The organism is Oceanobacillus kimchii X50, from assembly GCF_000340475.1.
GTDB classification, from domain to species: domain Bacteria; phylum Bacillota; class Bacilli; order Bacillales; family Amphibacillaceae; genus Oceanobacillus; species Oceanobacillus kimchii.
Genome location: NZ_CM001792.1, coordinates 1,838,141 through 1,856,070, shown reverse-complemented (window position 1 = coordinate 1,856,070; position 17,930 = coordinate 1,838,141). Strand labels below are relative to the sequence as shown.

22 protein-coding genes are annotated in these 17,930 nt (G+C 34.1%); 20 read left to right on the top strand and 2 right to left on the bottom strand.

Features of this window, described 5'->3' with window-relative positions; translation table 11 throughout:
• Positions 1–74 precede the first annotated feature (74 nt).
• From deoB to C794_RS09780, 3 genes are read left to right on the top strand one after another with little or no spacing between them, the layout of a single operon-like run.
• Positions 75–1,253: a phosphopentomutase gene (gene deoB, locus C794_RS09790; RefSeq protein ID WP_017796959.1), complete on the top strand. Its 1,179-nt coding sequence runs from the start codon at positions 75–77 to the stop codon at positions 1,251–1,253.
• Positions 1,254–1,266: 13 nt separating this feature from the next.
• Positions 1,267–2,082, top strand: a complete 816-nt coding sequence (locus C794_RS09785; RefSeq protein WP_017796958.1) for a purine-nucleoside phosphorylase — start codon at positions 1,267–1,269, stop codon at positions 2,080–2,082.
• Between the two features lie 32 nt (positions 2,083–2,114).
• Complete coding sequence (locus tag C794_RS09780; protein WP_017796957.1) at positions 2,115–3,407, top strand: pyrimidine-nucleoside phosphorylase; 1,293 nt, start codon at positions 2,115–2,117, stop codon at positions 3,405–3,407.
• A gap of 155 nt (positions 3,408–3,562) precedes the next feature.
• Here the strand turns inward: C794_RS09780 and C794_RS09775 are convergent, their stop codons facing one another.
• A complete protein-coding gene (locus C794_RS09775; protein WP_017796956.1) occupies positions 3,563–4,285 on the bottom strand; it encodes a 3-ketoacyl-ACP reductase in 723 nt (240 codons plus the stop codon).
• Between the two features lie 169 nt (positions 4,286–4,454).
• Here C794_RS09775 and C794_RS09770 point away from each other — a divergent pair, with 169 nt between their 5' ends.
• The 11 genes from C794_RS09770 (at position 4,455) to C794_RS09720 (ending at position 12,914) form a co-directional block, all read left to right on the top strand.
• Positions 4,455–5,621, top strand: a complete 1,167-nt coding sequence (locus C794_RS09770; RefSeq protein ID WP_017796955.1) for a D-alanyl-D-alanine carboxypeptidase family protein — start codon at positions 4,455–4,457, stop codon at positions 5,619–5,621.
• A 105-nt stretch (positions 5,622–5,726) separates the two neighbouring features.
• On the top strand, positions 5,727–6,080 hold the full coding sequence (gene spoIIAA, locus C794_RS09765) for an anti-sigma F factor antagonist (RefSeq protein WP_017796954.1): 354 nt from the start codon (positions 5,727–5,729) through the stop codon (positions 6,078–6,080).
• Entirely contained in the window at positions 6,077–6,517 is a 441-nt protein-coding gene (gene spoIIAB, locus C794_RS09760) for an anti-sigma F factor (protein ID WP_017796953.1), read from the top strand. Before spoIIAA ends, spoIIAB begins: the two co-directional genes overlap by 4 nt.
• Before the next feature lie 9 nt (positions 6,518–6,526).
• Positions 6,527–7,279 (top strand): RNA polymerase sporulation sigma factor SigF, encoded by a 753-nt coding sequence (gene sigF / locus C794_RS09755; RefSeq protein WP_017796952.1) that lies wholly within the window; start codon positions 6,527–6,529, stop codon positions 7,277–7,279.
• 179 nt (positions 7,280–7,458) lie between these two features.
• On the top strand, positions 7,459–8,076 hold the full coding sequence (locus tag C794_RS09750; protein WP_017796951.1) for a stage V sporulation protein AA: 618 nt from the start codon (positions 7,459–7,461) through the stop codon (positions 8,074–8,076).
• Positions 8,054–8,482, top strand: coding sequence for a stage V sporulation protein AB (locus tag C794_RS09745; RefSeq protein ID WP_017796950.1), 429 nt, complete (start codon positions 8,054–8,056; stop codon positions 8,480–8,482). The genes C794_RS09750 and C794_RS09745 overlap by 23 nt, the downstream gene beginning before the upstream one ends.
• A gap of 24 nt (positions 8,483–8,506) precedes the next feature.
• On the top strand, positions 8,507–9,982 hold the full coding sequence (locus C794_RS09740) for a spore germination protein (protein ID WP_017796949.1): 1,476 nt from the start codon (positions 8,507–8,509) through the stop codon (positions 9,980–9,982).
• Positions 9,983–10,128: 146 nt separating this feature from the next.
• Positions 10,129–11,436: a diaminopimelate decarboxylase gene (gene lysA, locus C794_RS09735; protein ID WP_017796948.1), complete on the top strand. Its 1,308-nt coding sequence runs from the start codon at positions 10,129–10,131 to the stop codon at positions 11,434–11,436.
• A gap of 75 nt (positions 11,437–11,511) precedes the next feature.
• Complete coding sequence (locus tag C794_RS09730; RefSeq protein WP_017796947.1) at positions 11,512–11,943, top strand: peptidylprolyl isomerase; 432 nt, start codon at positions 11,512–11,514, stop codon at positions 11,941–11,943.
• Positions 11,944–11,955: 12 nt separating this feature from the next.
• Positions 11,956–12,441, top strand: a complete 486-nt coding sequence (locus C794_RS09725; RefSeq protein ID WP_017796946.1) for a zinc metalloprotease — start codon at positions 11,956–11,958, stop codon at positions 12,439–12,441.
• 95 nt (positions 12,442–12,536) lie between these two features.
• The gene (locus tag C794_RS09720; RefSeq protein WP_017796945.1) at positions 12,537–12,914 is read left to right on the top strand and encodes a GNAT family N-acetyltransferase; all 378 of its coding nucleotides are present in this window, start codon (positions 12,537–12,539) and stop codon (positions 12,912–12,914) included.
• A gap of 98 nt (positions 12,915–13,012) precedes the next feature.
• Here C794_RS09720 and C794_RS19810 read toward each other — a convergent pair whose 3' ends face one another.
• Positions 13,013–13,102, bottom strand: coding sequence for a YjcZ family sporulation protein (locus C794_RS19810; protein ID WP_011066227.1), 90 nt, complete (start codon positions 13,100–13,102; stop codon positions 13,013–13,015).
• A 138-nt stretch (positions 13,103–13,240) separates the two neighbouring features.
• Between C794_RS19810 and C794_RS09710 the strand changes: the two genes are divergently transcribed.
• The 6 genes from C794_RS09710 (at position 13,241) to C794_RS09685 (ending at position 17,920) form a co-directional block, all read left to right on the top strand.
• Positions 13,241–13,990, top strand: a complete 750-nt coding sequence (locus C794_RS09710) for a segregation/condensation protein A (protein ID WP_017796944.1) — start codon at positions 13,241–13,243, stop codon at positions 13,988–13,990.
• Entirely contained in the window at positions 13,987–14,565 is a 579-nt protein-coding gene (gene scpB, locus C794_RS09705; RefSeq protein ID WP_017796943.1) for an SMC-Scp complex subunit ScpB, read from the top strand. Before C794_RS09710 ends, scpB begins: the two co-directional genes overlap by 4 nt.
• A 329-nt stretch (positions 14,566–14,894) precedes the next feature.
• Entirely contained in the window at positions 14,895–15,998 is a 1,104-nt protein-coding gene (locus tag C794_RS09700; RefSeq protein WP_017796942.1) for a D-alanyl-D-alanine carboxypeptidase family protein, read from the top strand.
• Entirely contained in the window at positions 15,995–16,585 is a 591-nt protein-coding gene (locus tag C794_RS09695) for a nucleoside recognition domain-containing protein (RefSeq protein ID WP_017796941.1), read from the top strand. Before C794_RS09700 ends, C794_RS09695 begins: the two co-directional genes overlap by 4 nt.
• The gene (locus C794_RS09690) at positions 16,585–17,115 is read left to right on the top strand and encodes a spore maturation protein (protein ID WP_017796940.1); all 531 of its coding nucleotides are present in this window, start codon (positions 16,585–16,587) and stop codon (positions 17,113–17,115) included. Before C794_RS09695 ends, C794_RS09690 begins: the two co-directional genes overlap by 1 nt.
• Positions 17,116–17,185: 70 nt before the next feature.
• Positions 17,186–17,920 carry a pseudouridine synthase gene (locus C794_RS09685; protein ID WP_017796939.1) on the top strand — a complete coding sequence of 245 codons (735 nt, stop codon included), beginning with the start codon at positions 17,186–17,188 and terminating at the stop codon, positions 17,918–17,920.
• Positions 17,921–17,930 lie beyond the last annotated feature (10 nt).

Genomic DNA, 17,930 nt, shown 5'->3' with positions numbered 1-17,930 from the left:
ATCTAACATCAAATAGAGGGAACATAGTTATAGCGTGTTTCGGGAATATACATAACAGGAGGTATGAACAAACTATGAATAATTTTAAACGAGTATTTTTAATTGTAATGGATTCAGTAGGAATTGGAGAAGCTCCCGATGCAAAAGATTTTAATGATATAGGAGCAGATACATTAGGACATATTGCAGAGAAAATGAAGGGATTAAATATGCCTACATTGGAAAGTCTTGGATTAAGTAATATCCGAAAGATTAAAGGTATTGAGCCCGCAGTTCAACCAAAAGCTCATTATACAAAAATGCAAGAAGCATCTAATGGTAAAGATACAATGACTGGACATTGGGAAATTATGGGATTGCATATAGAAAACCCATTTCGTACATTTCCGGATGGGTTTCCGGATGAGTTAATCCAAGAGTTAGAACAAAAAACTGGTCGTAAGGTGATTGGAAATAAACCGGCATCTGGTACAGAGATTCTTGATGAACTTGGAAAGCAACATATGGATACTGGGTCGCTAATTGTTTATACATCGGCGGATTCTGTATTGCAAATTGCTGCACATGAAGAGATTATTCCAATAGATGAGCAATATAAGATTTGTGAAATTGCGAGAGAACTAACTTTAGATGAAAAATACATGGTTGGAAGAGTAATTGCACGGCCGTTTGTTGGTGTACCTGGTGCATTTGAACGTACACCGAATCGTCATGATTATGCGTTGAAGCCATTTGGCAGAACAGTAATGAATGAATTAAAGGATAATAATTATGATGTCTTAGCATTAGGTAAAATATCAGACATTTATGATGGTGAAGGTGTTACAGAAACGATCCGAACCAAAGATAATAATGATGGTATGGTACAATTACGAAAGTCAATGGATAAATCGTTTAATGGCTTAAATTTCTTAAATCTTGTTGATTTTGACGCAAAATATGGGCATCGAAGAGATGCAATAGGGTATGGAAAAGCTTTAGAAGAGTTTGATCAACAGCTACCAGAGATTATTGAACAGCTACATGATGATGATCTTCTGATAATTACAGCTGATCATGGAAATGACCCAATTCATCATGGTACTGACCACACAAGAGAATACGTGCCATTACTCGTTTATCATAACCAAATTAACCAGGCAAAAGAATTACCTATTAGAAGAACGTTCGCCGACATAGGAGCAACTGTTGCAGATAACTTTGGGATTAAGTTACCTGAACATGGGGAAAGTTTTTTGAACGATATTAAATAAAGGGGAAGATAAAATGGAAAATCAATATATTCAAGAAGCAGCAAGTTTTATAAAAGATAAAATGAATAGAGAACCATCAATTGGTTTAATTTTAGGATCGGGCCTAGGTGTATTGGCAGATGAAATTGAAGAGGCAGTCTCCATTGAATATAAAGATATCCCTCACTTTCCAACATCAACTGTGTCTGGTCATAAAGGACAATTAGTAATTGGCACTATGGAAGGGAACCAAGTAATTGCGATGCAGGGTCGTTTTCATTATTACGAAGGGTATACCATGCAACAAGTAACATTTCCTGTTCGAGTCATGAAGGAATTAAATATTGAAAAATTAATTGTTACAAACGCAGCTGGTGGGGTAAATGAATCTTTTTCTGCCGGTGATTTAATGTTAATTACAGATCATATTAACCAAATGGGAGATAACCCGTTAATTGGTCCAAATGATGAAAGACATGGCCCTCGTTTTCCTGATATGTCGACTGCATATGATAAAGATTTATTGCAACTTGCAAAAAACGTTGCTAAAGACTTAGATTTAACAGTACAACAAGGTGTATACGTAGGTAATAGTGGACCTGTGTATGAAACACCGGCAGAGGTAAGAATGTTACGTGCACTAGGTGGCGATGCAGTGGGAATGTCAACTGTTCCCGAAGTGACTGTAGCTAACCACACTGGAATAAAAGTGCTTGGTATTTCTTGTATTTCAAATATGGCGGCAGGTATATTAGATCAGCCTTTAACACATGACGAAGTGATTGAAACTACAGATAAAGTTAGAGAGAGCTTTTTACAATTTGTTCGCAATATCATTCAATCAATGTGATTTGGTACTATTTTGGAGAGGATGTTGAAGTTATGAATACAGTAGAAATTATTAATAAAAAAAAATATGGAGAAGTGTTAAGTTACGATGAGATAAAACATGTGATTACTGGGTATGTAGAAGGTAATATTCCAGATTATCAAGTATCTTCTCTATTGATGGCAATTTATTTTAATGGTTTAACGAATCAAGAGACATCTGATTTAACTGACATTATGGTGAACTCCGGAGATCAGATAGATATGTCTTTCTTAAATACTATTGTGGTCGATAAGCATTCTACAGGTGGTGTAGGTGATAAAGTTAGCTTAATTGTTGCACCAATTATTGCTTCATTAGGTATCCCATTTGCAAAAATGAGTGGAAGAGGGCTAGGTCACACTGGTGGAACAGTAGACAAGTTAGAATCTATTAAAGGATTTCACACTGAATTACCATTAGATACATTTAAAGAGCAGGTAAAAGAGCATGGTATCGCACTAGTTGGACAATCAGGAAACTTAGTGCCAGCGGATAAAAAATTATATGCATTACGTGATGTAACGGGTACAGTAGATTCGATTCCTTTAATTGCTAGTTCTATTATGAGTAAAAAAATTGCCTCAGGAGCAGACTCAATTGTATTAGATATAAAAGTAGGTAATGGAGCTTTTATGAAAACAGTAGAAGAAGCCGAAAAATTGGCTACTGCTATGGTTGAAATTGGCAAAAAATTAGATCGTGAAACTGTTGCTGTGCTTACAAGAATGGACCAGCCTTTAGGAGATGAAGTTGGTAATGCTAATGAAGTTATTGAAGCGATAAAATTACTACGTGATAGTGATTATAGCAAAGATATTTATGATGTTTCTGTGGAAATTGCTTCACAAATGGTATTACTTGCGAAAAAAGCTTCTACGATTGAAGAAGCTAGAAGTTTGGTATCTGATGTTATTGCAAATGGAACAGCTTATAAAAAATTAGTTGAATTTGTTGAAGCGCAAGATGGAGATATAACGAGTGTAAATGAATTAAAAGTGAAGCAATCAATTGACGTATTAAGTGATGAGGAAGGGTATTACGCTTCTGTAAACACACAAGCAATTGGTGAAGCTGCTATGCTACTTGGTGCAGGTAGAGAGACAAAAGAAGATCAAATTGACCATCAAGTAGGAATAACATTCCATGTGAAGTTAGGAGATGCAATTAAAAAAGGAGACAAAATTGCAACCATCCATACAAATAAACAAAATAACGATGAAGTTATTCAAAAAATCAAGAAAGCAATGACCTATACAACAGAAGCTGTCGAATCTAAAGATAGTGTTATTAAAATTATAAAATAGTAATTTTAATTAATCATTTAAAACTTCATGTTAAACAGAAAGAACCTAAAATCCTCTTAATTCGGGGTTTTAGGTTCTTTTATGTGAGTTGATATATGTGTAATCAGAGCAAATTAAGCTGAGTATCATATTTTTAATTCTTAATTAAGAATAACTTAAAACGGATTTGTTGCCCATTGAAGAGATTGTTTTATAAAAATACGAGGATGCAACTTTAATTGAGATACGATAAATTCAGCTATATCTTCTGGTTGCATAAACTTGTCTTCGTTTTTTTCAGATAATTCATTTCCAAATACCAATTCTGTAGCTACTAAACTTGGATTCATCGTAAATACACGTATATTATTTGGGCGAACTTCCTGCATTAATGCTTCTGCCATACCTTGTATTGCAAATTTTGAACCACTATAAGCCGTAGAACCAGCTGTACCTTTTAGACCATTACTGGAAGAAATCATAATAATATCTCCTTGATTTTTGTCCTTCATATGTGGTAACACCCGATGGGTCACATGGTATGTTCCAAAAACGTTTACATGGAATATTTTTTTCCATTCAGAAGAGGTGACTTCATCTAAATTTCCATAAGTTGATATACCTGCATTATTAATGAGTATATCAGCTTTTCCAAGATTATTTTCCAGCTGTGTAATGGCAATATCTACTTGTTCTTCATCACTAATATCCACTGTTTCATATTGTGACCGAACTCCCATTTTTTTAATACTTTCTGATACATCTATTAATTTGTTTTCAGAACGAGCCAATAACCCAATATGCACTCCTTGTTTGGCCAATTCTATTGCAGTTGCTTTCCCTATTCCACTACTTGCTCCCGTAATATATGCAATTTTTCCTTTAATAGATTGTCCCAAATGTAGTCCACTCCAATCTTTTTCACTCATGCACAAATTATACGAGATAAATAGCTTGCTTTCAAAATAAATGTTCATCGATTTTTAAGCAGGGATAATTTCATCAGAGGTATGAAAACTCTAATTGAAGGAAAAACTAACGGTATATATTGAAGTTGGAGGTAAGGCTATGAGAAAGATACGAAATGTAATGATAATTGGGATATTAGGTGTATTACTTTTTGGTCATACCGTGTCAGCAGAAGAAATTGGTCAGGAGATTAATCTAATTGAAGATGCTACTTCTGGGATACTTATTGAACAAGACACTGGAACAATTCTCTATGATAAAAACGCACACGAACAACTTGCCCCAGCAAGTATGACAAAAATAATGACATTGCTTTTAGTGATGGAATCCTTAGAAAAAGGGGACATAGCAAAAGAAGATGTTGTTATTGTTAGTGAAAAAGCTGCTTCTATGGGTGGGTCTCAGATATTTTTGGAAGCTGGAGAAGAAATGACAGTAAATGATTTATTAAAAGGGGTTGCAGTAGCCTCTGGTAATGATGCAAGTGTAGCTTTAGCAGAAAAAATAGCTGGTAGTGAAGAAGCGTTCGTAAATAAGATGAATGAAAAAGCAAAAGAATTAAATTTAAAAAATACATTATTCCAAAATACTACTGGATTGCCTGAAGAGAATCATTATAGTAGTGCTTATGATATGGGAGTTATGGCAAACGAACTTCTAAAGCACGAGTCAATTACAGAATATACATCTATCTATGAGGATTACCTTCGCCAAGGAAAAGACAATGAATTTTGGCTTGTTAATACAAATAAATTAGTTCGTTTTTACAAAGGCGCAGACGGGTTAAAGACTGGTTACACTAGTGAAGCGAAATATTGCTTAACAGCCACAGCTCAACGAGATGACATGCGCGTTATCGCTGTAGTAATGGGGGCTGAATCACCAAAGGAAAGGAATCGTATGGTAACAGAACTGCTTGATTATGCTTTCCACAGTTATGAAACGAATCCTTTGTTTTCAAAAGGGGAAAAGGTAACTGAAGTGGATTTATTAAAAGCTGATCAATCTACTATAGATATCGTTACAGACCATTCTGTAAGTACTTTGCACAAGAAAGGGGATAAAGAGAAAGATATTTCTACAGAGGTAAAATTACAAGAATCTTGGACATTTCCTGTTAAAAAAGGGGATGAGGTAGGTAAATTAATAATTAAAGATGGAGATACAATAATATCTGAAGTACCTTTAACTGTTAGTAAAAATATTGAAAAAGCATCTTTTAGTGATCTGATGAAAAGATCTTTACAAGAATTGGTGAAACATTAATAATAAAGTAACATTTCCACTTCTTTTGTCGACAGGCAGGAATTAGCTCATTACTTGAAGAAATTAGCTATCTAAGAAATTTTTTTAAGGGAGGAATCGTGAAACATGGCACTTCATTCTGACTTTGATGTTGTAGGGGATGTCCTCATCGTCAGACTTTCTGGGGAATTGGATCATCATGAGACGGAGGCTTTACGAGATATATGGAAGGATATGATATATAATAATCCGATTAAACACGTTATTTTAAATCTAGAACAAGTAAGTTTTATGGATTCTTCTGGATTAGGAGTAGTACTAGGAAGGTATAAAGAGGTAATACAATTAGGAGGAGAAATGATGGTCTGTTCTGTCTCTCCTCCAATTCAAAGGTTATTTGAAATGTCAGGCCTTTTTAAAATTGTTCGTAAAGCAGATAATGAGCAATATGCACTGGAAGCATTGGGGGTGGCATCATGAATAATGAAATGTCTCTTTCGTTTGCAAGTGTAAGTGAAAATGAAGCATTTGCACGTGTCGCAGTAGCTTCATTTATAACACAGTTAGATCCGACAATGGATGAGTTGACAGAAATTAAGACAGTTGTTTCAGAAGCAGTAACGAATTCAATCATCCATGGATACCATAATGAACCTCAACATAGAGTTTACATTGAATGCGTACTTCATGATGATGAAATTGAATTAACCATTCGTGATGAAGGGGTCGGTATCGAAAATATTGATGAAGCAAGAGAACCTTTGTATACTTCAAAACCAGAACTTGAACGATCTGGAATGGGGTTTACAATTATTGAAAATTTCATGGATTCTGTGGAAGTTATTTCTGCTCCCGAAAAAGGTACTTCCGTATATATGACCAAACAACTTTCGAAATCAAAAACTGTATATAATTAAGGTCTAATTATGAATGTGAATAAAACACGGGAGCGGGAGCAGCTATCCGATGAGCAGGTAAAAGAACTTATACGCATGAGCCAGCAAGGAGATCAAACAGCGAGAGATCGTTTAGTAGAAAAAAATATACGACTTGTCTGGTCAGTAGTTCAACGTTTTATTAATCGGGGGTACGATCCGGATGATTTATTTCAAATTGGAAGTATTGGTTTAATTAAATCGATCGACAAATTTGATTTAAGTTATGATGTTAAATTTTCCACTTATGCAGTACCGATGATTATCGGAGAGATTCAGCGTTTTATTCGTGATGATGGTAGTATCAAAGTAAGTAGATCTTTAAAGGAAATAGGAAATAAAATAAGAAGAAAAAAAGATGAAATGACGAAACAGTATGGTCGTTCTCCGACCGTAAATGAACTAGCAGAGGCTCTTGAGTTGCAACCGGAAGAAATTGTGCATGCACAGGAAGCAGCGAAGTCACCACAATCAATTTATGAAACGGTGTTTGAAAACGATGGCGATCCAATCACTTTGTTAGATCAGATTGCAGAGCAAGATTCTAAGTGGTTTGAGAAACTATCATTACAAGAGGCCATTCGAAGTTTAACGGAACGTGAGCGTTTAATTATTTATCTTCGTTACTATAAAGATAAGACACAAACAGAGGTAGCAGAAAGATTAGGGATTTCGCAGGTACAAGTATCACGACTAGAGAAAAAGATCTTAGAAGATATGAAAAAAAATATGGATTCAAGTTAATACGTAAATGAGTCTTCTCTTTGGAAGGCTCTATTTTTTATGCTCATAATAACAACTTGGTCAAAAGACGGATAATAATATAAGAAAGAAGTTTCACTTTATGAAATGATTTTTAATAAAAACGTTTGATTTGACTAATACTATAATCAATATACATTACAGGAAAGAAGGCTGAATTTATGGCTGATATTGTCTACTTACGGATGCATAAAAAAGTGAATATTGCCCATAAAAAGCAATTGTACTTAGAAGATATTGCTCACATTTCTTCTAACGTTTCCTATAAAAAAAAACTTGAATTGACACCAATTTATCGTATCACTGATAAGGATGAAAACATTCTGATCATTGATAGCTTTTTGATTGTCGATCATTTAATCTCCATATTCTCTGATATCGAAATTCAATTAATAGGATCTGAACAGACAATTATTCATATCCAAAAAAGGAAAAAGCAAACCAACCTCTGGATCGTATCTTTTGTATGGTTATTACTTTTTGTTGGTACTGCTATGACTATCATGAATTTTCACTATGATGTAAGTATGCAACAGGTACAGCAAAAGATTCATTTACTCTTAACTGGCAGAGAAAACGAATTTCCTCTTTGGATTCAAATACCATATTCCTTAGGATTAGGAGTAGGAACGCTTTTATTTTTCAATCATTGGTTTAATAAACGATTTAATGAAGAACCAAGCCCCTTGGAAATAGAGATTTTTAATTATCAACAAGATATTAATCAGTACATCACCTATATGGAAAATGATTTAAATGATCCAAGAAATCTTTCTTAGATTTTTACAAGTTTTCATTGGTTTTAGTGGTGGTTTAGCAGTTGGGGCAGGCTTTGTAGCTTTTATAACAGTACTAGGAATTATCCCCCGTCTAGTACAGTTAAGTAAATCAGAAGCATTTACAAAAGCATATGGAGGATCAGTAATTTTCGGGTTGTTAATTGGCACATATTTCTCCTTTGCGTCTATAACGCTTAATCAGACGATTATAACGCTTTTATTCTGGGGATTATTACATGGGATATTTAATGGCATGTTAGCAGCAGCCTTAACGGAAGTATTAAATGTTTTTCCTATCCTGACGCGGAGAATTGGCATGGACAAGTTTGTATACATTTTTATGATGGCATTATTACTAGGTAAAGTGTTTGGTTCCTTATTTCAGTGGATCGTATTTGTAAGATAAACAAAAAGGCGGGTTATTGTTTTTATGAGTAAATTAAAATCACAACAAAAGCGTATGATTTCACCAAAAATTGAAGAAAATTACAATTATATGAAGACTAAACTTGGGATTAAAACCTCCTTTGATATTGGTTATCGTGAACTTATAATTTTAAAGCAACGTATTCATATATATTATGTTACTGGACTTTGTGATGCATCTGTTGTACAGGAAATGCTAAAGAAGTTAGTGGAAATTAATGATGTAGAAACAAATAAAAAAATGCTTCCAGAAATAATTGAGAATAGACTTGTGCATCAACAAGTAGAATCAGTAAAAACAATGGATGAAGTAGTTGATCAAGTACTAAGTGGTCTTATTGCAGTGTTTATAGACGGAGAACGATCTGCTCAAATTGTTGATGTTCGTAATTATCCAGGAAGAACTCCAGAAGAACCAGATACAGAAAAAGTCATCCGTGGATCAAGAGACGGATTTACTGAAAATATAATTGAAAATACGGCACTTACTCGAAGAAGACTAAGAGATGAAAATCTAAGAAATGAAATGGTGAAAGTTGGAGAGAGGTCGAAAACTGACGTATGTATTACTTATTTACAAGATGTAGCTGATGATGGGTTAATTGAACTGATTAAAAATCATATCAGTCAAATTAAGCTAGACGGAATTTCCATGGCAGAAAAAACATTAGAGGAGTTTTTAATTTTAAGAAGATGGAATATATATCCTTTAGTTCGATATACAGAACGTCCAGATGTGGCTGCAAGTCATTTATTAGAAGGTCATGTTCTCATATTTGTAGATACATCACCTAGTGCAATAATACTTCCGACGACTTTTTTTCATCATCTTCAACATGCAGAAGAATATCGACAAGTACCATCTATAGGTACGTTTATAAGAGTGGTTCGCTTTATGGCAGTATTAGCAGCGTTATTTTTACTTCCAACTTGGGTACTTTTTGCTATCGAACCATCACTTTTACCTGAAGGTCTAAGTTTTATTGGTCCGAATGATGAAGGAAATGTTCCAATTGTTATACAAGTACTCTTAGCAATGATTGGTATAGAATTTTTAAGGATGGCAGCGATTCACACTCCAACGCCTTTATCAACATCTATGGGTTTAATTGCAGCAGTATTAATTGGAGAAATCGCAATTGAAGTTGGATTATTTTCACCAGAAGTTATACTTTATGTGTCAACAGCTTCCATAGGTAATTATGTTACTCCGAGTTATGAAATTAGTGTAGCAAATAAGGTTGTTAGTATGACTCTCGTGATTATAGTTGGATTGTTTGGTTTACCGGGATATATGATCTCAATAACTTTATACATTCTATTTCTAATTCAAATAAAGTCATTGAAAACACCATATCTATGGCCGTTTATTCCATTTAATCCAAAAGCAATGATTCAAATCCTTATCCGCGTACCTGTTCCTTATACGAAGAGTAGACCAAGTATTGTTCATCCTAAAAATAATTACCGTCAGCCTTAACTAGGAAGAGCTTGTTCAAACATTGTTTGAATAAGCTTTTACTAATTGATGGTTTAGGGGTGTATTGATATAATTCTCGCTTTTGTTTTTGACGGTGTTGTGATAAAGTGTTTTTATTATTTGAAATTACGGGGGAAATTTGAATTATGATAATAGATACTCACCCTTTCACAGTTAATGAAAAAGGACATTTAGAAATAGGTGGCTTGGATACACTTGATTTAGCAAAGAAATACGGTACTCCTTTGTATGTATATGATGTTGCGCTTATCAGAAATAATGCTCGATCATTTGTCCAAGCATTCACGGATACTGGTATCAAAGGAAAGGTAGCTTATGCAAGTAAAGCATTTTCTTCCATAGCTATGCTTCAAGTGGCTAAACAGGAAGGATTATGCCTTGATGTTATATCAGAAGGAGAATTATATACAGCTTTACAAGCTGACTTCCCAACTGAACGAATACATATGCATGGGAATAATAAAAGTTTGGAAGAGATTAGAATGGCAGTAGATTATGAAATTGGATGTATTGTCATTGATAATTTTCATGATATTGATTTATTGGAAGAAGTTTTGGCAGAAAAACAAAAACAAATGGATGTATTAATCCGTGTAACGCCTGGTGTAGAGTCAAAAACACATCAATATATCATGACTGGAAATGAAGATTCTAAGTTTGGATTTGATTTACAAAACGGACAAGCTGAACAAGCATTTAAACGATTATACGAGCATCAGCGAATTCGGTTTCAAGGACTGCACTGCCATATAGGCTCACAAATATTTGAAACCAGTGGATTTCAAGTGGCTACGGATTTATTATTTTCAGAACTGGAGAAATGGAATAATAAATATCAGTATCAACCTAATGTTCTCAACTTAGGTGGAGGATTTGGAATTCGTTATACAAAAGATGACCAACCATTACCATTAGATAATTATATTAAAAGTATGGCAGACGCTGTACAAGCGCATGTCCAAAAGCTTTCGATGAAGATGCCAGAGATTTGGATTGAGCCAGGTAGATCTATTGTGGGAAATGCTGGTATCACCTTATATACGATTGGATCAAACAAACAGATCCCAGGTATAAGAGAATACTATTCTATTGATGGTGGAATGGCAGATAATATAAGGCCCGCTTTATACAATGCTGGATATGAGGCTGTTATTGCGAATCATCCCAAAAAACCTATTGTAAAAGAAGTCTCTATTGCTGGTAAATGTTGTGAATCTGGTGACATGCTTATCTGGGATTTACCAGTTCCAGAAATTAATAGTGGTGATGTATTAGCCGTCTTCTCAACAGGTGCTTATAGTTACTCTATGGCCAGTCATTATAATCGACTTCCCAATGCTGCTGTAGTATTTGTAGAAAATGGAAGAGATCAATTGGTCGTTAGAAGAGAAACGTATCAAGATGTAGTTCGTAATGATTTATCCTACGAATAAGGAGTTATTCATTTATATATTTGACAAGAAGTGATAAAATAAGAAAGAATCTTATGATATAAGGAGATAATTACTATGAAAACAGGATATATTTTAATGGAAAATGGAAATAAAATTGAATTTGAACTTTATCCAGAAGAAGCACCAAATACCGTTGCGAATTTTGAAAAACTTGCTTCTGATCAGTTTTATGATGGACTTACTTTTCATCGAGTGATTCCAGGATTTGTAAGCCAAGGAGGATGTCCTGTAGGAAATGGTACTGGTTCAGCTGGATACACAATAAAGTGTGAAACGGAAGGTAATCCGCATAAACATGAAGAAGGTTCTTTATCAATGGCACATGCTGGTAAAGATACTGGAAGCAGTCAATTTTTCATTGTTCATGAGCCTCAACCTCATCTTGATGGAGTCCATACTGTATTTGGTAAAGTAACATCAGGGATTGAACATGCAAAAGCAATGCGTAATGGTGATACGATGCAAGAGATTCGTATTAATTCTTAATCGGTTATAATAATGAGCTTAATAGATATAGTTTTATTTTTGTTTATTATTGCTCCGATTATTACCCTGATACATGAATTTGGTCATGTTTCAGGGTCGTTTGTTTATAAAGCAACACATATTTTTATACATATTGGCCGGGGAGCACCTATAATAAAAAAGAATTTAGGGTATCTTCAATTCAACATAAATTCCCTTTACATGTTAGGTGGGGGAAGTAATTATCATTTTAATCACGACTTGCTACCATACCAGCGAGCATTAATTGCTTTTTTAGGACCTTTATTTAATTTCATCGTATTTTTAATGCTATTATTTCTGTTTGGAATACATAGCGATTATCTGTTGATTAGCTTAGCTATATGGTTTAATCTTTGGTTAGCAATTGTTAATATGATTCCTTTTCAAAGGAAAAATAAAGCCTCTGACGGTTTAGTAATATGGGATGCTATCAAAGATATTTATACTAATTATAAAATGAACAAAGTTGACAAATAATTTATAGCATGACATAAATAATATATAGTCAGTTGGTATTGTACTATTGTCTACCTATAAGAATTACCATTACAGCAATTTAATGAGGGGTAATTATGTTAATTCGTTATAAAAAAAATCATGAAAAGATTGCAATGGGCTTATTGTCTTTTATGCCTGAAGTAAAGAAAGACGTAAAAAAATTACAGCAAACAATTAAAGATTATGAACAAATTGATCATTGGCATCTACATTTGTGGAAAGAAGAAGATGATGTATTAGGCGCAATTGGTGTTCAGATTTTAGACGAAACATCATTAGTAATTCAACATATTTCCGTGAATCCATCTCATCGCAACAGTGGAATTGGTCAAAAGATGATTCGTGAAATTCAACGTATCTATGGTAATAAGTATGAAATTACACCGACTGAGGAAATTCAAAATTTCTTTAAAAAGTGTATAGATAGTTCAGAGGTCGATAGCAAGGAATAAATGGTAAAAACCCAGCCCATTGACTAATGGGCTGGGTTTTTTCGTCAGCTGCAGCAACTGCTTGAAAAACTTTAACGCTTTTATTTAAGCTCTGCCTCTTAGAACCAAGCAGCACCGACAATAACTAACAAGATAAACAATACAACGATTAACGCGAATCCTCCTGCATAACCATATCCACCACTCATGTTTAACTGCCTCCTTTGTGTTCATTACATAAATGTTTTGTGATAACATTTATACTACGCTACAGCTTATGTAAGATATGTATACTGTGTATGGGCGCAACTCACATATCTAATTTTTTTTTGAAAGGAAATTATATTATGCACGAAGGATATAAAGTAAAACTTGATACATTTGAAGGTCCGTTGGATTTATTATTACATTTAATTAACCAATATGAAATCGATATATATGATATTCCTGTCGCTCAAATTACACAACAATACATGGAGTATATACATACTATGCAGCACTTAGAATTAAACATAGCTAGTGAGTATTTAGTAATGGCTTCTACATTATTAGCAATAAAAAGTCAAATGCTTTTGCCTAAACAAGAATTAGAAGAAAATCTTGATGAAGAGTATATGGAAGATCCGAGAGAAGAATTAATGCAACGATTGATCGAGTACCGAAAGTATAAAGAAATAGCAGAACGGCTAAAAGAAAAAGAAAACGAGGAAATTCAATTATACACTCGTCCACCAGCTGTCTTTGAATTCAAAGATGTACCAGAGAAGGTTACAACAAATCAAACCGATATTTCTATATTTGATATGATTGGTGCATTAAATAAAATGTTAAAAAGAAAAGAATGGACTGAACCACATGACACGACAGTACAGCGAATGGATATTCCCATTGAGACAAGAATGAAAGATGTGCTTCGACAGGTGCAATCCTCGACAAATGGATTGGTGTTTGATAAGTTATTTCCTTCGCCGACGAAAAGTTATATTGTTGTTACTTTTGTAGCAGTTTTAGAATTAATGAAGGACAAACAAATATTCGCTGTACAAAAACGACATTTTGAAGACCTGTATCTATTTAGCATGGAGGAATTTACGTGAATATGAATGAATTAAAAGGAGTTACAGAAGGATTACTATTTGCCAGTGGAGATGAAGGTGTTACGTTAAAACAATTAAGCAAAATACTAGATATCGGAGTAGACACGGTGGAACACTTATTAGAGGAATTAAGATTTGAATATGAGCGAGAAGACCGTGGTTTAATGATAATTCAATCAAATGATATTCTTCATTTAACTACAAAACCAGAACATAGCTCTTATTTTAAACGTTTAATTGATTCTCCTCGTACAAGTAAAATGTCACAAGCAGCTTTGGAAACACTTGCTATAATAGCTTATCGTCAGCCGATAACAAGAGCGGAGATTGATGAGATTAGAGGAGTTCGGAGTGAACGACCTCTCCAAACTCTAATTACACGAAGTTTGATTGAAGAATCAGGTAGAAAAGACACGGTTGGTAGGCCAGTGCTGTTTCAAACAAGCAAAGAATTTCTTACTTTTTTTGGTTTGGCATCGTTGGATGAATTACCACCTCTACCTGAAAATATTGACCCAGATAAAGAAGAACGAGAAGCAGATTTATTTTTCGAACGATTTCAAGATGAAGTATAAATGATATTGAATCACCCAAATCCCTTTACGGGATTTTTTTATTTTTAAAAATCTTTATGAAGCAATTTTCAGCTAACATACGATTTTCACGCAAAATATCTTATTATGATATTGACACAATTGCCAAGTATTATTTAGCAAACGAATTATTTATTAGTGATATTTAAATATAATGCTCGGTGCTTGGACTATGGAAAACAAACAAAGCAACATTCGGATATCATAAAGTTGATTCTTTTAGATAAATAAATAATTATCGCTTGTATTCATAACCATTTTTGACTTGCATAAGATAATTATAGAAAAGATATCTAGGAGGACAAGAACTAATGCGTGTATTCATTGGATCATTAACATTTTTAATATTAATCATGAGTTTTCCTTCGTATGGACAAGCATTGCCGTCTGTATCTGCAAATAACGCAGTATTAATAGAACAATCTACTGGTAGAGTGTTATTTGAGAAAAATGCTAATGAAGAAGCTTCCATAGCCAGCATTACAAAAATTATGACAGCAATTATCGCTATAGAATCTGGAATGTTAGATGAACAAGTAACTACTTCAAGAAAAGCGATTTATACAGAAGGGTCCTCTATCTATCTGGAACAGGGTGAAGAAATTCCTTTAAAAGATTTAGTTTATGGATTAATGCTTCGATCCGGAAATGATGCAGCGGTAGCAATAGCTGAACATGTAGGAGGTAGTGAAGAAGGATTTGTTTACTTGATGAACGAAAAAGCCAAGTGGTTAGGAATGGAAAACACGCATTTTGATAATCCTCATGGTTTAGATTCAGACACACATTATTCAAGTGCATATGATATGGCAATTCTAATGAAATATGCCATGGATGATCCGATGTTTCGAGAAGTTAGTGGGTCCGATTCGTATCTTTCGGAAAACAGAACCTATCATTGGCAAAATAAAAATAAACTACTGACTCGATTATATAATTATTGTACAGGCGGAAAAACTGGTTATACAAAGGCTACCGGACGAACATTAGTCACTTCAGCTCATAAAAATGGCATGGATTTAATTGCAGTTACTTTAGATGCTCCTGATGATTGGCAAGATCATATTAGCATGTTTGAGTGGGGCTTTGATCAATTTGAAATGAAAACAGTACAAGAGGAAGGAACAGCACTTTATCATATTGAACCTAAAACAAGTACCGTATATGGTAACTATAAAAATGCTGTGAACCTCCCCTTACTAAAAGATGGTAATGAAAAAGTCGATGTGAAAAATTATTTTTTATCAGAGGAGAAAAGTGAATTGAAGCAAGCGATTGGGAAATCGGTTTATTATATAAACAATCAAGAAGTGTATGAATCGTATATTTATCCGGGAGAACAACAAAAAAAAGACTCTATCTTTGATAACTTAAAAACAGTATTTGAATCGATAATTGGAAGAGAAGCTATATGATCAATTGGATTTGGATCTCTATGGCAGTTATTGGCATCGTCTATGCTATGTTTAGCGGAAATATGGAGGAAGTAAATCAAGCAATCTTTGAAAGTGCTGGTGATGCTGTTACATTATCCATTGGACTTATTAGTATATTAGTTTTTTGGTTAGGTATGATGAGAATTGCTAAAGAGGCAGGATTACTAGATTTATTAGCAAAAGTATTTCGTCCCATTGTCGTTCGAATATTCCCTGATATACCGAAAGATCATCCTGCAATTGGCTATATCCTTTCAAATATGACAGCAAATATGTTTGGGTTAGGAAATGCAGCAACACCGATTGGTATTAAAGCAATGGAAGAGATGAAAAAACTAAATAAAGATAATGATACCGCTTCTCGATCGATGATTACTTTTCTCACATTGAATACGACAGGACTTACCATAGTGCCTACAACAGTAATTGGGATTCGAATGCAATATGATTCTGCATCTCCAACAGAAATTGTCTCTGCAACCATAATGGCCACTATCATTGCCACAACTGCAGGTCTGATGATAGATCGCTTTTATCATTATAAAAGTACTTGGGGGAAAAATTAATGGAGATTATAACATCTATTAGTATTTGGATTATTCCTTGTTTTATATTGGTTATTCTACTAATGGCAGCGGTACGAAAAATACCTGCCTATGATTTATTTGTGGAAGGAGGGAAAGAGGGTGTCAAAACGGCATTTTCTTTGCTTCCTTTTTTAGTTGGTATGATTGTTGCAATTTCTATTCTCAGGAGTTCTGGTGCAATGGAAGCTTTTGTTCAATTAATCTCACCAATCTTATCTATCTTTGGGATTCCATCTGAAGTTTTGCCACTTGCATTAATAAGGCCAATATCTGGAACCGCAGCATTAGGAATGACTACGGAACTGATTTCTACTTATGGCCCCGATTCTTTTATAGGAAGAATTGCTTCTGTTATGCAAGGAAGCACTGATACGACATTATACATTATTACTGTCTATTTTGGAGCTGTAGGAATTAAAAAGATTCGATATGCTTTAAAGGTTGGATTACTTGCAGATCTAATTGCTATACTTTCTACAATAGTTCTTGTTAAAATAATGTTTGGATAATACACTTGATAGCGTTAATATAATATTAACGCTATTATTATGGTTAAATACAAAAAGAATGGTGATTAGAATGACGAACAATGGTGAAAGACTTCAAAAAGTAATCGCACAGAGTGGGGTTACTTCACGTAGAAAAGCAGAACAACTGATTCTTGATGGAAAAGTTAAAGTGAATGGAGAAACCGTTCAAGAGATGGGAATTAAAGTTACAGCGAATGATGAAATTGTTGTAGACGGTGTCCCACTTGAAAAAGAAACTCCTGTTTATTTTCTTTTATACAAGCCAAGAGGGGTTATTTCAAGTGTGAAAGATGATAAAGGCAGGAAAGTAGTTATCGATTATTTTAATACCGTAGAACAACGGATCTTTCCAATAGGAAGATTGGATTATGATACTTCTGGAGTTTTACTATTAACGAACGATGGAGATTTTGCTAACCTACTTATGCATCCTCGTCATGAAATGGACAAGGTATATATTGCGAAGGTGAAAGGTATACCAAATAAAAAGGAATTAGCTTTATTACAAAAAGGAATACGTTCAGATAAAGATGTACTAAAAGCAGTTCAAGTAAATTTACTATCTACAGACCATCAAAAGAAGACGTCCATTATAGAAATAACATTACATGAAGGGAAAAATCGTCAAGTCCGTCGTATGTTAGAAGAACTGGGCTACCCAGTCATAAAATTAAAACGTGAACGTTATGACTTTATTGGATTAGAAGGCTTAAATGCAGGAGAATATCGAGCCTTAACTCCTAAAGAAGTTAATCAGTTACGTGCCCATGCTCAAAAATTGTAAGATAATGGTC

Coding starts and splice junctions, on each gene's coding strand:
- deoB (WP_017796959.1), top strand. CDS start 75: ATGAATAATTTTAAACGAGTATTTTTAATTGTAATGGATTCAGTAGGA.
- C794_RS09785 (WP_017796958.1), top strand. CDS start 1,267: ATGGAAAATCAATATATTCAAGAAGCAGCAAGTTTTATAAAAGATAAA.
- C794_RS09780 (WP_017796957.1), top strand. CDS start 2,115: ATGAATACAGTAGAAATTATTAATAAAAAAAAATATGGAGAAGTGTTA.
- C794_RS09770 (WP_017796955.1), top strand. CDS start 4,455: ATGAGAAAGATACGAAATGTAATGATAATTGGGATATTAGGTGTATTA.
- spoIIAA (WP_017796954.1), top strand. CDS start 5,727: ATGGCACTTCATTCTGACTTTGATGTTGTAGGGGATGTCCTCATCGTC.
- spoIIAB (WP_017796953.1), top strand. CDS start 6,077: ATGAATAATGAAATGTCTCTTTCGTTTGCAAGTGTAAGTGAAAATGAA.
- sigF (WP_017796952.1), top strand. CDS start 6,527: ATGAATGTGAATAAAACACGGGAGCGGGAGCAGCTATCCGATGAGCAG.
- C794_RS09750 (WP_017796951.1), top strand. CDS start 7,459: ATGGCTGATATTGTCTACTTACGGATGCATAAAAAAGTGAATATTGCC.
- C794_RS09745 (WP_017796950.1), top strand. CDS start 8,054: ATGATCCAAGAAATCTTTCTTAGATTTTTACAAGTTTTCATTGGTTTT.
- C794_RS09740 (WP_017796949.1), top strand. CDS start 8,507: ATGAGTAAATTAAAATCACAACAAAAGCGTATGATTTCACCAAAAATT.
- lysA (WP_017796948.1), top strand. CDS start 10,129: ATGATAATAGATACTCACCCTTTCACAGTTAATGAAAAAGGACATTTA.
- C794_RS09730 (WP_017796947.1), top strand. CDS start 11,512: ATGAAAACAGGATATATTTTAATGGAAAATGGAAATAAAATTGAATTT.
- C794_RS09725 (WP_017796946.1), top strand. CDS start 11,956: ATGAGCTTAATAGATATAGTTTTATTTTTGTTTATTATTGCTCCGATT.
- C794_RS09720 (WP_017796945.1), top strand. CDS start 12,537: ATGTTAATTCGTTATAAAAAAAATCATGAAAAGATTGCAATGGGCTTA.
- C794_RS19810 (WP_011066227.1), bottom strand. CDS start 13,102: ATGAGTGGTGGATATGGTTATGCAGGAGGATTCGCGTTAATCGTTGTA.
- C794_RS09710 (WP_017796944.1), top strand. CDS start 13,241: ATGCACGAAGGATATAAAGTAAAACTTGATACATTTGAAGGTCCGTTG.
- C794_RS09700 (WP_017796942.1), top strand. CDS start 14,895: ATGCGTGTATTCATTGGATCATTAACATTTTTAATATTAATCATGAGT.
- C794_RS09695 (WP_017796941.1), top strand. CDS start 15,995: ATGATCAATTGGATTTGGATCTCTATGGCAGTTATTGGCATCGTCTAT.
- C794_RS09690 (WP_017796940.1), top strand. CDS start 16,585: ATGGAGATTATAACATCTATTAGTATTTGGATTATTCCTTGTTTTATA.
- C794_RS09685 (WP_017796939.1), top strand. CDS start 17,186: ATGACGAACAATGGTGAAAGACTTCAAAAAGTAATCGCACAGAGTGGG.